Source organism: Promicromonospora alba, assembly GCF_042654905.1.
Taxonomy (GTDB): domain Bacteria; phylum Actinomycetota; class Actinomycetes; order Actinomycetales; family Cellulomonadaceae; genus Promicromonospora; species Promicromonospora alba.
Window position 1 is genome coordinate 527,829 of the sequence record NZ_JBHSFI010000008.1, and the last position, 13,952, is coordinate 541,780.

The 13,952-nt window shown below is 70.9% G+C and carries 12 protein-coding genes; 3 read left to right on the forward strand and 9 right to left on the reverse strand.

The window, feature by feature from the left end; genetic code table 11:
* Positions 1–93: 93 nt before the first annotated feature.
* Positions 94–588, forward strand: a complete 495-nt coding sequence (locus ACFO6V_RS24985; RefSeq protein ID WP_377140899.1) for a helix-turn-helix domain-containing protein — start codon at positions 94–96, stop codon at positions 586–588.
* Positions 589–592: 4 nt separating this feature from the next.
* On the opposite strand, the gene ACFO6V_RS24990 is transcribed toward ACFO6V_RS24985, so the two are convergent.
* The 3 genes from ACFO6V_RS24990 to ACFO6V_RS25000 form a co-directional block, all read right to left on the reverse strand.
* Positions 593–1,195: a ClpP family protease gene (locus ACFO6V_RS24990; RefSeq protein WP_377140902.1), complete on the reverse strand. Its 603-nt coding sequence runs from the start codon at positions 1,193–1,195 to the stop codon at positions 593–595.
* Positions 1,196–1,287: 92 nt separating this feature from the next.
* Positions 1,288–1,986 carry an ArsR/SmtB family transcription factor gene (locus ACFO6V_RS24995; RefSeq protein WP_377140905.1) on the reverse strand — a complete coding sequence of 233 codons (699 nt, stop codon included), beginning with the start codon at positions 1,984–1,986 and terminating at the stop codon, positions 1,288–1,290.
* A gap of 62 nt (positions 1,987–2,048) precedes the next feature.
* Complete coding sequence (locus ACFO6V_RS25000) at positions 2,049–2,264, reverse strand: hypothetical protein (protein ID WP_377140908.1); 216 nt, start codon at positions 2,262–2,264, stop codon at positions 2,049–2,051.
* Between the two features lie 265 nt (positions 2,265–2,529).
* Here ACFO6V_RS25000 and ACFO6V_RS25005 point away from each other — a divergent pair, with 265 nt between their 5' ends.
* The gene (locus ACFO6V_RS25005; protein ID WP_377140911.1) at positions 2,530–6,237 is read left to right on the forward strand and encodes an efflux RND transporter permease subunit; all 3,708 of its coding nucleotides are present in this window, start codon (positions 2,530–2,532) and stop codon (positions 6,235–6,237) included.
* A gap of 118 nt (positions 6,238–6,355) precedes the next feature.
* Here the strand turns inward: ACFO6V_RS25005 and ACFO6V_RS25010 are convergent, their stop codons facing one another.
* Both ACFO6V_RS25010 and ACFO6V_RS25015 read right to left on the reverse strand, forming a co-directional pair.
* Entirely contained in the window at positions 6,356–7,249 is an 894-nt protein-coding gene (locus ACFO6V_RS25010; RefSeq protein WP_377140914.1) for an ABC transporter permease subunit, read from the reverse strand.
* Complete coding sequence (locus ACFO6V_RS25015; protein WP_377141167.1) at positions 7,246–8,199, reverse strand: ABC transporter ATP-binding protein; 954 nt, start codon at positions 8,197–8,199, stop codon at positions 7,246–7,248. Before ACFO6V_RS25015 ends, ACFO6V_RS25010 begins: the two co-directional genes overlap by 4 nt.
* Before the next feature lie 223 nt (positions 8,200–8,422).
* Between ACFO6V_RS25015 and ACFO6V_RS25020 the strand changes: the two genes are divergently transcribed.
* A complete protein-coding gene (locus ACFO6V_RS25020; protein WP_377140917.1) occupies positions 8,423–9,319 on the forward strand; it encodes a Bax inhibitor-1/YccA family protein in 897 nt (298 codons plus the stop codon).
* 75 nt (positions 9,320–9,394) lie between these two features.
* On the opposite strand, the gene ACFO6V_RS25025 is transcribed toward ACFO6V_RS25020, so the two are convergent.
* From ACFO6V_RS25025 to ACFO6V_RS25040, 4 genes are all read right to left on the reverse strand, one after another.
* Complete coding sequence (locus ACFO6V_RS25025; protein ID WP_377140919.1) at positions 9,395–10,075, reverse strand: hypothetical protein; 681 nt, start codon at positions 10,073–10,075, stop codon at positions 9,395–9,397.
* Positions 10,072–10,698, reverse strand: a complete 627-nt coding sequence (locus tag ACFO6V_RS25030; RefSeq protein ID WP_377140922.1) for a TetR/AcrR family transcriptional regulator — start codon at positions 10,696–10,698, stop codon at positions 10,072–10,074. Before ACFO6V_RS25030 ends, ACFO6V_RS25025 begins: the two co-directional genes overlap by 4 nt.
* Positions 10,691–11,572, reverse strand: a complete 882-nt coding sequence (locus ACFO6V_RS25035; RefSeq protein WP_377140925.1) for an alpha/beta fold hydrolase — start codon at positions 11,570–11,572, stop codon at positions 10,691–10,693. Before ACFO6V_RS25035 ends, ACFO6V_RS25030 begins: the two co-directional genes overlap by 8 nt.
* 154 nt (positions 11,573–11,726) lie before the next feature.
* Entirely contained in the window at positions 11,727–13,658 is a 1,932-nt protein-coding gene (locus ACFO6V_RS25040; RefSeq protein ID WP_377140928.1) for a glycoside hydrolase family 15 protein, read from the reverse strand.
* Between the last annotated feature and the right edge of the window lie 294 nt (positions 13,659–13,952).

A 13,952-nucleotide genomic window follows, 5' to 3' on the forward strand; every position in this document is an offset into this window, starting at 1 on the left:
CGGGGGCCGTTACGCCAGGAGCAGACGGCGGAACGACCTACGGTGTCAGTGGGGTTGGGTACCGTGACGGGTACCAACGGCGGGAGTGGGCAGATGGCAATGATCTCAATAGGTACCGCACGTACTGCTGGGCTCGGCACCACGAACGAGGGCGGGCCCGGAGCCAGACCCGGCACGCTCGAACACACCCGCGAACCGCTGTTGCGTGACCTGGTCGGCGGCATCCTGCGGCGCACACGCCGGGAGCAACGGCGCACGCTCGCCGACGTCGCGACCGACGCCCGGGTCTCCACCGCCTACCTGTCCGAGGTCGAGCGCGGGCGCAAGGAGGCATCCTCCGAGGTGCTTGCCGCCGTGTGCGAGGCACTCGGCATGCGGCTCGTCGACCTGGTCGAGCGGGCGTGGGCGGAGCTCGCCCTCGCGCTGGCGGCGCAGGAGGAGAGCCGCAGGGTTCGTGTCCTGTCGTCCGCTGCTCGTCGTGCGGCGGGCTTCTCGTCGTCCCGCCACCCGCTGCAGGCGGAGCAGGCCGCACCGGCCGGCACCTCGGGCACCGGCCGGCGAGGCGAGGCGGTGCTGCTCGCGGCGTGAGGCCTCAGAGCCCCGCGCGTCGCCTTCCGCCCGGACGGACGTCGTCCACCCGGTCCACGATCTTGTCGATCATCCCGTAGGCCAGTGCCTGCTCGGCAGTGAACCAGCGATCGCGCTCCGCGTCCGCGGCGACCGTCTCGACGAGCTGACCGGTGTGCTCGGACTGCAGCCGGGTCATGACGTCCTTCAGGTGCCGGATGTTCTCGGCCTGGACGACGACGTCGCTCGTCGTCCCGCTGACCTCACCCGTCGGCTGGTGCATCATGATCCGCGCGTGCGGCAGTGCGTATCGCTTGCCCTTGGTGCCCGCGGCGAGCAGGAACTGCGCGATGCTGCCCACGAAGCCGACGGCGACCGTCGAGACGGCGTTCGGCAGGAGCCTCATCGTGTCGTAGACGGCGAGCCCGGCGCTGATGGAGCCGCCGGGGGAGTTGAGGTAGAGGCCGATCTCGGCCCCGGAGTCCTCGGCGGAGAGCAGCAGGAGCTGCGAGGTGACGCGGTTGGCGACGGCGTCGTCGATCTCTGTGCCGATGAGCACCATGCGCTGGTGCAGCAGGCGCGAGCCGAGGTGGTCGTCGAAGGGCTGGGTGTGCGCTGTCTCGGTCATGTCCCCACGATCGCCCCGTGCGGACCGGCCGGGTAGCGATCTCTGCCCGCCGCAGATCTGCTCATGGCAGACCGTGCGCCAGAGCGGGTGCATCAGAGCGGGTTGCCCTCGGGGTCGACCGTCGGGAACACATCGAAGTGGATCTCGAACGGCACGGCTCCCGGCATACCCTCCTGATTGTTCAGCGGGTCGAGATGTTCCGCGGCGAACTGCTCCCAGGCCTCGACGACCGCCTTCGCCTGCTCCCGCGTGGCCCACTTGTTGACCGTGACGAACGTCGCGGAGCCCATCCACGACTCCAGGGTCTCCTCGTCCGCCTCCTGGCCCGCGCGGGTGAAGGCCATCACCCGTTCGTTGCGGAGGCGCAGGAACTCCATGTTGACCGCCTCGGCGGTCTGCCGGCCCGCGGGGGAGTCCTTGCCCGCGCTCGAGATGCTGAACCCACCGGGGGTGCGTTCCCACCAGCGCTCCCGTGCGGTGCCCTTGCCCTCGACCTCGCGGACCAGCCCGTGCTTGGCCAGCTGGCGGAGGTGGTAGCTCGTCGAGCCGCTGGACTCGCCGACGATCTCGCCGAGCTTGCTGGCCGTGAGGGGCCCGCGGATCGGCAGCAGGTCGAGGATGCGGATGCGCAGTGGATGGGCGAGTGCGCGCAGCGCTGCGGGGCCGAGCTCGGCCGGCGGGCCCGCGGCGGTGGGTGTGGCGGCGTCCGGCACCACGCGAGGTAATGGCGCCGAGGAGCGAGAGTCTCGTCCCGCCTGCCCGCCCGGAAGGTTCTTGCGTGCTGTCGCCATAGGCAGGACGTTACCCACTCGACGTGGCCGAGACCGGGCGGTGGGTACGGGGCACACGACGATCAGCGCAGGGAGAGCGGGTGGCGAGCCGCCAGGTTGTCGCGCACACGCTCGGCCTGGGCGCGCTGTCGCTCGGCGCGCTCGATCTCGCGGCGCTGTGCCTCGGGGTCGGTCTGCCTCGGCGCAGCGGGCTGCCGGACCCTGGCGGGGGCGGCAGCGCGGAGCACTCCCAGGGGCTGCGGAACGGCGGTGCGGACGGCGGGTGAGTAGACGCTCATCGCGATCTCCTGGCTTCGGGGCTCGTGAGGGGACTAGCAGGTGTGCGCCACCCTACGCATGCCAACATCTCTTTGCAAGAGATTCTTTGCAACTAACTCTTTGGAACTGGCTCTGGTGCGGAGCTGCCTCCGCCGGGCTTGCAAGCGCCACCGGGCACTGCCCTACTCTGTAACTTCCGTCGGTTTTCACCCCCTTGGTCCGAAGCAGGCCACGACGGCGGCGTCGCGCCGTATGCCCGAACCTCGTCCGCACCGTGGAGTCTTCGTGTTCCATCTCGCCCGGCTGTCCCTCGCGAACCGAGCCGTCGTGGCGCTGGTGACCATCGCGACAGCGGTGTTCGGGGTGCTGAGCATGACCTCCCTCAAGCAGGAGCTGATCCCGTCCCTGCAGCTCCCGACCGGCATCGTGAGCGCGCAGTACCAGGGCTCGTCACCCGAGGTCGTGGAGGAGCAGGTCACTGACGTGATCGAGGACGCCATCGGCTCGATCGACGGGATCGCGGCAGTCCGGTCCACCGCGTCCACCGGCGTCTCGCTCACCACCGTCGAGTTCACCTACGGCACCGACATGGAGGCCGCCTCCCAGCGTCTCCAGACCGCGGTGGCGGGCATTCAGCCCGCCCTGCCCGAGGGTGTCAGCCCTCAGGTCACCACCGGCTCCGTCGACGACGTCCCGGTGGTCCAGCTGGCCGTGGCGGGCGACAAGAGCCCCAACGCGCTCGCCGACACTGTCGAGAACGTGGTCGTACCCGCACTGGAGGACGTCGACGGCGTCCGCGCGGTCGCGGTCACCGGCGAGCGCGAGACAGAGGTCCGCATCCTGCCCGACCAGGAGAAGCTCTCCGCTGCAGGCCTCACCGCCGAGGACCTGACCACGGTGCTGCAGGACAACGGCGTGGTCGTGCCGGCAGGCGAGATCACCGAGGGCGGGCGCGCCTGGTCCGTCCAGCTCGGCAAGCCCGTCGACATGGTCGACCAGATCGAGCAGCTGCCCGTCATCCCCGGTGGAGCCGGCGGCCCGGGTGCGGCAGCAGGCGACGCGGCAGCGGGCGGCGCCACGGGCCCGGACGCCGACGCGATGGCCGGCGTCCTGCCCGCCGACCCGGGTGCGCCTGCCGTGCCGGACAGCCCGCCGCTGCTGGGGCAGGTCGCATCCGTGCAGCTCGAGCCCGTGGAGGCGACGTCGTACTCCCGCCTCGACGGCGAGCCCTCCCTCGGGCTGGCCATCACGAAGACGCCGGAGGCGAACACCGTCGAGGTGTCGCACGCGGTCGAGCGGGCGCTCGCGGAGCCCGAGGTGGCGGACACGCTGACCGAGCGCGGCGTCGACACCGCGGTCGTGTTCGACCAGGCGCCCTTCGTCGAGGACTCGATCCACGGGCTGGCCACGGAGGGCGGGCTCGGCTTGCTGTTCGCCGTCCTCGTCATCCTGGTCTTCCTGATGTCGATGCGCTCAACGCTCGTGTCCGCGATCTCGATCCCGCTGTCGCTGGCGGTGACGTTCATCGCCATGAGCGCGGGCGGCTACACCCTCAACATCCTGACGCTGGGTGCGCTCACGATCTCGATCGGCCGTGTGGTCGACGACGCGATAGTCGTGATCGAGAACATCAAGCGGCACATGTCGTACGGCGAGGAGAAGACCACAGCGATCCTCGCGGCCGTGCGTGAGGTCGGCGGGGCCATCGCCGCCTCCACGATCTGCACCGTCGCCGTCTTCCTGCCCATCGCGTTCGTCGGCGGCATGGTCGGCGAGCTGTTCCGGCCGTTCGCCCTGACCGTGTCGATAGCGATGCTCGCCTCGCTCGTCGTGGCGCTGACGATCGTGCCGGTGCTGGCGTACTGGTTCATCAGCCCGCCCAAGAAGGCCGGCCGCGGCGCGGCGCTCGCCCGGGCGGCGGCGGAGGAGAAGGAGAGCCGCGGCGTCTGGCAGCGGATCTACGTGCCGACGCTGGACGGCGCGCTGGGCCGGCCGGTCGTGACGATCGCCGTGGCCGTCGCGATCCTCGGCGGCACGGCCGCCCTCGTCCCGAACATGGAGACGAGCTTTCTCGGGGACAGCGGCCAGGACACGGTGACCGTCACGCAGCACTACGCGCCCGGCACGTCGCTCGCCGGGCAGGACGAGGCGGCGCAGCAGGTGGAGGCCGCCCTGGCCGACGTCGAGGCGGTCGAGAGCGTGCAGGCCACCGTCGGCAGCGGCGGCGACATGTCGATGGCGGCCTTCGGCGGGGCCAGCGCCGGCCTCAAGGCATCCTTCGCGGTCACCCTCACCGAGGACGCCGACGGCGCGGACGCCGCAGCCGACATCCGCGCCGCCGTCGGAGGGCTGACCGAGGAACCCGCGACCGAGGTCTCCGTGTCCGCCGGTGACTCCGTGGGTACGTCGTCCATCGACCTCGTGGTCCGTGCGCGCGACGACGCGACCCTGACCGAGGCCACCGGCCAGCTGCAGGAAGCGACGAGGGGTCTGACCGGGGTCGCCGAGGTCAGCAACGACCTGGCGGCGGCGCAGGAGATCGTCGAGGTGACCGTCGATCGCAAGGCTGCGGCCGGCTACGGGCTCACCGAGACCCAGGTGACCGCCGTCGCGTCCGCCGCGATGGCCGGTGCGCGGGAGATCGGCGAGCTGCACACCGCCGAGGGTCCGGTCGGGGTCACGCTCGCCGCGGGTGCGGTGCCGAGCACGATGGGCGAGATCAGGGAGATCCCGGTCCCGACGGCGGCCGGCGCCATACCGCTGAGCGACGTCGCGAACGTGGAGGTCGCCAGGACGCCGACGTCGATCAGCCGGATCGAGGGCGACCGGTCGGCGACCGTCTCGGTGACGCCCGCCGGTGACGACCTCGGCGCGGTCACCGAGACGGTGAACGCCGAGATCGAGTCGATGGACCTGCCGGCCGGGGCGACGGTGTCGGTGGGTGGCGCGGCGGCCGACCAGGCGGAGGCCTTCAAGAACCTGGGGATGGCGCTCCTGGCCGCCATCGCCCTCGTGTTCATCGTCATGGTGGCGGCGTTCCGCAGCCTGGCGCAGCCGTTCATCCTGCTGGTGTCGATCCCGTTCGCGGCGGTCGGGGCGCTGGTCGCGCTGGTCGCCACGAACACGCCGCTGGGCGTGCCCGCGCTGATCGGCACCCTCCTGCTGGTGGGCATCGTCGTGTCGAACGCGATCGTGCTGATCGACCTGATCAACCAGTACCGCCAGGACGGCATGGGGCTCGACGAGGCCGTGCGCGACGGCGCCCGGAAGCGCCTGCGGCCCATCGTCATGACCGCCCTCGCCACGGTCTTCGCGCTGCTGCCGATGGCCCTCGGGCTGACCGGCGGCGGGGCGTTCATCTCGCAGCCGCTGGCGCTGGTCGTGATCGGCGGGCTCGTGTCCTCGACCCTGCTGACGCTGTACGTGGTGCCGGTGATCTACGTGATCTTCGAACGCCGGACCGAGCGGCGCCGAGCGGCCGACGAGGCGGCCGGGCGCACCACACGCCGGCCGCTGACCGGAGCCTTCCCCAGTGTGGCGACCGGTGCTTTCCAGACCGTCGGCCGGGAGGCCGCGGCGCAGCGTCGGGCACAGGGCGGACCTGTCCAGCAGGGTGGACCTGTCCGGCCGAGCTGGCCTCCGGCGCAGCCCGACCAGCTGCGTCCGGCGCGGCACAGCAGGCCGACGCCGGCTCAGGCTCCAGCCGCCTGGCCACCTCAGGTAGCGCCGGCCTGGCAGCAGCAGGCCCCTCAGCAGCCAGCCCCACAGCGACAAGCGCCGCTGCGGGCGGCCGCACCGCACCCGCCGCAGAACCAGCCGCCGCAGAACCAGCCGCCCCAGTTCCAGCCGCCCCAGTTCCAGCCGCAGAACCAGACACCCCAGCACCGACCCCCGTCACCGTGGCCGCCGCAGCCCGGAGGGGATGCTGAGCCGACCTACCGACGGCCCGCCCCGCCTCCGGCCTGGCCGCACCCGCTGGATCCGCCCGACTGACGGCCGGCTCCGACGTCCGCTTCGAGAACACGATCAGGCACGGTTCCGGGGCCAGAACCGTGCCTGATCGTGTGATGGAGACGGGCTTCCGCCGGGGCGACCGGCCGACGTCGGCCTGCTACGCGTCGTCGAGCTTGAGGCGCAGGGCGCCGCCGACGAGGACGATCACCGTGTACCCGGCGAGCACGCTGATGCCCACCCACGGGTCGAGGACCTCGGGCACCTGCGCGCCGGTCGGCGTGATCGCCGATCCCGCCACGCTCGGCAGGAACTTGTTCACGTCGAGCACCCACTCCACGCTCGATGCGAGCGCCACGGCGATGCCGAACACCATCGGGATCACCAGGAACACCGCCACGGTCGTGAAGATCGCGCCCGCCGTGTGGCGCAGCAGCGTGCCGATGCCCAGCGCGAACAGCGCCACCAGCACGGTGTAGATGACGACGCCGTAGAGCTGTCGGAGCTGGACGCCGTCGGACCAGTCCAGCGACATGTCGTTGGCGTTCAGGATGGGGTAGGTCACGAGCCAGCCCACGAGGAGGGACACGGCGGTCAGCACGGCCGTGACGAGGGCGAGCACTACCGCTTTCGCGGCGAACGCCCCGAGCCGGCCGGGCGCCGCGGCGAACGTGGACCGGATCATGCCCGTCGAGTACTCGCCCGTGATCAGCATGGCGCCGAGCACCGCGACCACGAGGGCGGCGAACTCGTACCCGCCCGCGATGACCGTGGGCGCGCCGAACACCGCATCCATCGAGGCCTGGTCCTCGGCAGCCATCTCGACGTCGCTCATCTGGTCGCTCAGGAACTGCGCCACGAAGGCCATCATCACCGCGACGCCGACCATGATGACCACGGTGGAGCCGAGCGTCCACCACGTCGAGCGCAGCGACCAGAGCTTGATCCATTCCGAGCGCAGCAGCCGGAAGAAGGTGACGTTGTGTACCGGGGTGTGCCCCGTCGTCGTGCCCGGCGCAGTTCCGTCCGCCGGAGCCGTGACCGTCGCGCTCATGCCTTGCTCCCCTCGAGGTCGGTCTGGGTGCCCGCGTGGCCCGCGATGGCCTCGGACTGGTACTCCACGGAATCGGCGGTCAGCGACATGTAGGCCTCTTCGAGCGTGGACGCGACGGGCGTGAGCTCGTGCAGCACGATCCTGGCGGAGGAGGCGAGCTCACCGACGGTGGCCGCGTCCGTGCCCCGGATCTCCAGGAGGCCGGGTTCGACGGACTCCACCTCGGCGTCGGTGCCCTTCAGGAGCTCGGCGAGCACCGTGGCCTGCGGCGACCGGACCCGCACGATCTTGCGCGCGGCGCCGTCGACGATCTCGGAGACCGGTGCGTCGGCGAGGATGCGGCCCTTGCCGATGACGAGCACGTGGTCGGCGGTGAGGGCGACCTCGCTCATCAGGTGGCTGGACAGGAAGACCGTGCGGCCCTCCGACGCGAGGAACTTCGCGATGTTGCGGACCCAGAGCACGCCCTCGGGGTCGAGCCCGTTGACGGGCTCGTCGAGGATGAGCGTGCGGGGGTCGCCGAGCAGGGCCGCCGCGATACCGAGGCGCTGGCCCATGCCGAGCGAGAACCCGCCCACGCGCTTGTTCGCGACGGGCCGCAGGCCTGTGAGTTCGATCACCTCGTCGACCCGCTTCGTCGGGATGCCATGTGTGGCTGCCATGGCCAGCAGGTGGTTGCGGGCGGTCCGCCCGGTGTGCACGGCCTTCGCGTCGAGCAGCGCGCCCACCTCGCCGAGCGGGCTGCGGTGCGCGGCGTAGGGCTTGCCGTTCACGGTGACCGTGCCCGCGGTGGGCTTGTCCAGGCCCACGATCATGCGCATGGTGGTCGACTTTCCGGCGCCGTTCGGGCCCAGGAAGCCCGTCACCTGGCCCGGCTGCACGGTGAACGTGACTCCGTCCACGGCCGTCTTCGTGCCGTACCTCTTCGTCAGGCCTGTGGCCTCGATCATCACTTGCCCTTCCATCTGGCACGCCGGGGTGGCCTCTGCGGCCACTGGTTCGGTCACGACAAGATTGGTTACGACGAGACTAGGGAGCCGACGGCGCCCGCCGCACCCTTTACACGCCCGGATCATCCCTCGGGCGGACCGAGTTCATCCGAAGGTATGACCCGGGAACTACTGAGACCTTCCCAGCGTTCCCTAGGATGGTCCGACAGACCAGGAGGAGCAGATGAGCAACCCCGTCTTTTCGAGAAGCGACGTCTTCGGTGAGCCCCGTCGCACCGGTGCAGCTGGCGCTCGCCGTGGCGGCACCGCCACCTACCCCAACCAGACTCCCGCATATGGCACCCCGCCGCAGGCCGGCCAGTACGGCCAGTACGGCGGCCAGCAGCCCATGGATGCGTCAGATCTTGACGCGATGTACCAGTCGCCGTCCGCCACCACGGCGGACACCAAGCGCATGACCTATGACGACGTGATCATCAAGACCGGTGGGCTGCTCGCCCTCCTGGTCGTGGTGGCCGCGGCGACGTGGACGCTGGTTCCCCCAGCCATGCTCAGCACTGTCATGTGGATCGGCCTGATCGGCGGACTTGTTCTCGGCCTGGTCAACGCCTTCAAGAAGAACCCGAGCCCCGCGCTCATCGTGGCTTACACGGTGTTCGAGGGCGCGTTCCTCGGCGCGATCTCGCTTGTCTACAGCCAGCTCGCGCAGGGTGCTGTACCTCAGGCGGTGATCGGGACAGCCTCCGTGTTTGCCGTGAGCCTGTTCCTGTTCAAGAGCGGCAAGGTTCGGGTCACCCCGAAGTTCACGCGCTGGCTCATGTTCGCCCTGCTCGGGTACGCCCTGTTCAGCCTGGTGAACTTCGTGCTGCTGATGACGGGCGTGCTTGACGACTTCGGTATGCGCAGCGGCCCGCTGGGCGTGATTATCGGCCTCGTCGCGGTAGGCCTCGCCGCCGCGTCCCTGATCGTCGACTTCGACTCCATCAAGCGTGGTGTCGAGGCCGGCGTGCCCGCCAAGATGGCCTGGGCGGCGGCCTTCGGCCTGCTGGTGACGCTGATCTGGCTGTACCTCGAGCTGCTTCGTCTCGTGACGATCATCAGCAGCTTCGGCAGCGACTGACCCACCGGCTGTACCAACGGCGGCCCGGTCACCTTCCAGCGGAAGGTGACCGGGCCGTCGTCGTGCGCGGCGGGACTATGCCCGAGCTGTCCGAGGCCGCACGGCGGCGGCGACCAGCACGCATCCCGCGGCGAAGAGGAACCCGTGCGTGATCCGCAGCTCCGGCCCACCGAAGAACTGGGGGAGCACGAGCACCAGGGCGATCGCCAGCGGGATGCCGGCCCACCTCGGGCGGGTACCCGCCCGCCACAGGGCGACCCCTGCCAGCACCCCGGACACCGCAAGCAGGAGCAGGCCCGCGGCGAACAGGGTGACTGCCCACGGCTGCATGCGCAGCACCTCGATGTCGGCGAGCATCCCGAGGTCGCCGTCCCGCAGCGCGGCTTCCGCGATGGTGCGGATGCCGAAGATCTCGGCGCCGAAGTAGAGCGCCGCAAGACCGGCGCCGGTCCATGCGGTGACGAGCGCCCAGGTCGCGGCGCCGACGCCGGCTCCCGGCCGGACGCCGGCACGATCGCCGTCGTCGGCGGGACCTGCCTGGGCGAGGACCGTCCGCAGTCCCAGGAACGCGGGCGCGACGAGGGCGAGGCCGAGGATCCCGAACAGGTGCGCCACCACCCAGCGGTCGGACGCGAAGGCCGTGGCGAGGTTGATGGTGGCCACCATCTCGTCCGGCCAGGGCCGCAGCAGGGGGAAGAGGAGGAAGGCGAGGCCTGCGGCGACGAAGGCGAAGCGGGTCCAGCGGACGGTGGTCATGAGTGGCTCCCGGTGATGGTGTCGCTCTGAGGTGTGTCGGACCGTGCGAGTGCGGCGACTCCCGCGACGAGCATGTCGAGCAGCACCGTGAAGCTCTGGTCGACGTCCTCCCGCATCCGGAAGCCGCCGCCGAGCTCGAGGGTGACGAAGCCGTGCACACCGGCGCGGACCGCGCGGACGGCGTCGATCAGGCGGGCGTCCGGGAGGCCGAAGCCCCGCAGGACGGCGACGACCACCTGAACGCTCTCGGCCGCCGCGTCGCGGAGCGCGGCGTCGGCCGGAGCGTCGGGGTCCGGGCCGATCTGGGTGGCCGCGTACCGCCCGGGGTGGTCCAGGGCGTAGCTGCGCCAGGCCGTCGCCAGAGCGCGGAGCGCGTCGGCCCCCGCCCGGCCGACGGTCACCGAGGTACCGGCCGCCGTGAGCTCGGCGACGGCGATCAGCGTGACCTCGCGGCGCAGGTCGGCCAGCGAGCCGACGTGCTTGTAGAGGCTGGGGGCCGCGACGCCTGCCTTCGCGGCGACCTTCGCGAGCGTCAGGTCGGCGAACCCGGTCGGCCCGCCGGCGTCGACGACCTCGACCGCCAGACGCACCACGGCGTCGGGGGACAGGCCCGCCCTAGGCACGTGCGCCGCCGTCCTGGGCCTGGGAAGCGGTAGGTGCGGGCAGGGGCGGGAGACCGGCGAGGAGCTCGAGCACGGCGGGCACGACGACGTCGGCCGCCTGGTGCTGCGGGTAGTGGCCGACGTCGGGAACCAGGATGCCGCGGGTGTCGATCGCCCCGGTGATCCAGGCGAGCTCGGCCGCGGGGTCGGAGAAGTCGGGGTCGAGTGCGCCGACCACGGTGACGGAAGGCGCCTTGACGGCCGCCAGGCGGGCCTCGACCACCGAGTGGTCCAGCGCTACCGCAAGGTCGCGGAGGGAGCGCAGCCGGGCGGGCTCGCTCATGTTCCGCCGGATCGCGGCGACGTGCTCGGCGTGCCGGGGGGAGCGACGGCCCTTGGTGATCGAGGAGTAGAAGGACTTCCAGAACGCGGCGCCCCACGGCCGGGCGAAGAGCACCCGGTAGGCCACTCCCATGACCTTCTGCATGCCCGGGGCGCCGGGCTGGCGCAGGTACGGGCTGAGCAGGACCAGGCCGCGCACCAGGTCCGGGCGCTCCGCGGCGGCCCAGGCGGCGGCCGAGGCGCCCATCGAGTTGCCGATCAGCACCGCAGGTCCGGCGTCGAGGTGCTCGACGAGCGCGATGAGGTCGGTGCCCGTCGCGTCGTCGCCGTGCGTGTGGAACGTGGCGTCCGAGTCGCCGTGGCCGCGCAGGTCGGCGACGACCACGCGGTAGCCGGCGTCGACGAGCGCGGGGGCGACGTCGTCGTAGGTGGACCGGAGGTCGCCCATGCCGGGGACGGCGACGACGAGCGGCCCCGCGCCCGTGTCGCTGTACGCGATCTTGCCCTCGGGGCGCGGAAGGAAGGCGAGCGAGGCACTCTGGCTGGTCGTCATAGCCAGAAAGCTACGCCTATTAGCCAAGGAGCACAAGACCTGTCAGAACTTCGCGCATGTGTCAGACGCTCAGGTCACCCGGGTGACCTGAGCGTCTGACACATGCGCGAAGTTCTGACAGGTGCACGGGATCTTGCGAGCGGCCCCGGCGGGGTCAGGACGGGCGGGGCACCACTCCGAAGTAGCCCTTCTCCGCCTCGCCGTTCTCCGCCTTGATCACGTGCATCACGGCATTGATCAGCGCCAGGTGCGTGAACGCCTGCGGGAAGTTCCCGAGGTGGCGTCCCGTGCCCGGCTCGATCTCCTCGGCGTAGAGGTTGAGCGACGACGCGTAACCGAGCAGCCGCTCGCACAGCGACTTGGCGCGCTCCACCTCACCGATCTCGACCAGCGCCGACACGAGCCAGAACGAGCAGATCGTGAAGGTGCCCTCCTCGCCCTGCAGGCCGTCGTCGGTCTCGTCGGTGCGGTAGCGCAGCACCAGGCCGTCCTCGGTGAGCTCGTCCGCGATCGCCAGCACCGTCGCCTTGACCCGGTGGTCGTCCGGCGGCAGGAAGCGCAGCAGCGGGACCAGCAGCAGCGACGCGTCGAGCGCCGGGTCGCCGTAGCGCTGCGTGAAGACGCCGCGCTCGTCGACGCCCTTGGTGCAGATGTCGTCGGCGATCTCGTCGGCGATCTTCTGCCAGGACTGCGCGTAGTCGAGCTCGTCGTACAGCCGGGCGAGCTTGGCGCCCCGGTCCATCGCGACCCAGCACATGAGCTTGGAGCTGGTGAAGTGCTGCGGCTCGCCGCGCACCTCCCAGATGCCCCGGTCGGGCTCGTGCCAGTGCTTCGCGGCCTCCTCGACCTGCCGCTTGAGGATGGGCCACAGCGACTCGGGCAGCTGGTCGCGCGACTTGGCGTGCAGCCACACGGAGTCCAGCACGGCACCCCACACGTCGTGCTGCCGCTGGTCGTACGCGGCGTTGCCGATGCGGACCGGCTGCGCGCCCTCGTAGCCCGACAGGTGCGGCAGCTCGAACTCCTCGAGGGTCTCCTCGCCGCCCACGCCGTACATGATCTGGAGCTGCCGGTTGTCGCGGCAGACGTCCTGGATGAACGCGAAGAAGTCGTTCGCCTCGCGCTCCAGGCCGAGGGTGTACAGCCCCCACAGCGCGAACGTGGAGTCACGGATCCACGCGTACCGGTAGTCCCAGTTGCGTTCGCCGCCCGGGGTCTCGGGCAGGGACGTGGTGGCTGCGGCGATCAGCGCGCCCGTGGGGGAGTAGGTGAGGCCCTTCAGGGTGAGCGCCGACCGCTGGAGGTAGGCACGCCACGGGTGGTCCGGGAACTCGCCCTGCGTGATCCAGTCGCGCCAGAACCGCTCGGTGCGCCACATCGCGTCGAGGGCGCCCGCGTACGTCGTCGGCGCGCTCTGCGAGCCCCACGACATCGCGACGAAGTGCGTGGCGCCCTCCGTCATCCGCGTGCGCGCGGTGGCGCGCTTGCCCTCCAGCCCGAACCGCAGGCTGGACTGCAGGTGCAGGTCGGGGTTGGAGTCGCCGACGTGGGCCACCACCGACGAGTACCCGCTGTTCTCGTACTCCCAGTCGACCTCGGACCGGGCGTAGTCCGGGCGCGGCTCGCACACGACCTCGAGGTCCACCGTGCCCGAGACGCACTTGATGGTGCGCATCAGGATGTGCTCGGCGTCGTCGTCCGTGGGGGTGCGGCGGTGCGTGCCCGAGCGCGACTCGAGGTCGTGCCACGGGCCCATCAGCATCGCGTCGCGGACCACGAGCCAGCCGGTCGGAGTCTGCCAGGTCGTCTCGAGGATGAGCGTGCCGGGCAGGTAGCGGCGCGCGACGGGGACCCGCACGCCGTGCGGTCCCACGCGGAAGTAGCCGGCTCCCCGGTCGAGGATCTTGGCGAAGATGCTCGGGGAGTCGGGTCGAGGGACGCACATCCACTCGACGCTGCCCGACGGCGCGATCAGCGCGTTGGTCTCGCAGTCGGAGAGGAACCCGTACTCGCCGATGTGCGGGAACTTGCTGCGCCCGTCCCAGGCACGTGGGGAGGCGCCGTCGCTCGTCGTGTGTCCCTTCACCGGACCCGAGTTCGTGGGCTTCGGGGTCTGGCGGCGCCGTGAGGATTTGCCGGATGCCGTGGGAACTTCGGCATCGGCCCCCACGGGCTCAATCGATTCGAGCGTCATGAGACTCAAGGGTTCCGCACGTTCCGCGCGCCTGGCAAGCCGGGCGTGTGTGACGCGCGGAACCCCCGCTCCATGCACCGTCATGAACTCTTGAAGGGAATATCCGGGTTGTGTCGATCGAGCGGTTTCCCGTTCGACCTGTGGGTGAGAAGGTCCCATCAGGGGGCCCGGACACTCAGGAGAAGA

Excerpts from the sequence above, each read along its gene's own strand:
- ACFO6V_RS24985 (WP_377140899.1), top strand. The coding sequence starts at position 94 with ATGGCAATGATCTCAATAGGTACCGCACGTACTGCTGGGCTCGGCACC.
- ACFO6V_RS24990 (WP_377140902.1), bottom strand. The coding sequence starts at position 1,195 with ATGACCGAGACAGCGCACACCCAGCCCTTCGACGACCACCTCGGCTCG.
- ACFO6V_RS24995 (WP_377140905.1), bottom strand. The coding sequence starts at position 1,986 with ATGGCGACAGCACGCAAGAACCTTCCGGGCGGGCAGGCGGGACGAGAC.
- ACFO6V_RS25000 (WP_377140908.1), bottom strand. The coding sequence starts at position 2,264 with ATGAGCGTCTACTCACCCGCCGTCCGCACCGCCGTTCCGCAGCCCCTG.
- ACFO6V_RS25010 (WP_377140914.1), bottom strand. The coding sequence starts at position 7,249 with ATGAGCGCGACGGTCACGGCTCCGGCGGACGGAACTGCGCCGGGCACG.
- ACFO6V_RS25015 (WP_377141167.1), bottom strand. The coding sequence starts at position 8,199 with ATGATCGAGGCCACAGGCCTGACGAAGAGGTACGGCACGAAGACGGCC.
- ACFO6V_RS25020 (WP_377140917.1), top strand. The coding sequence starts at position 8,423 with ATGAGCAACCCCGTCTTTTCGAGAAGCGACGTCTTCGGTGAGCCCCGT.
- ACFO6V_RS25025 (WP_377140919.1), bottom strand. The coding sequence starts at position 10,075 with ATGACCACCGTCCGCTGGACCCGCTTCGCCTTCGTCGCCGCAGGCCTC.
- ACFO6V_RS25035 (WP_377140925.1), bottom strand. The coding sequence starts at position 11,572 with ATGACGACCAGCCAGAGTGCCTCGCTCGCCTTCCTTCCGCGCCCCGAG.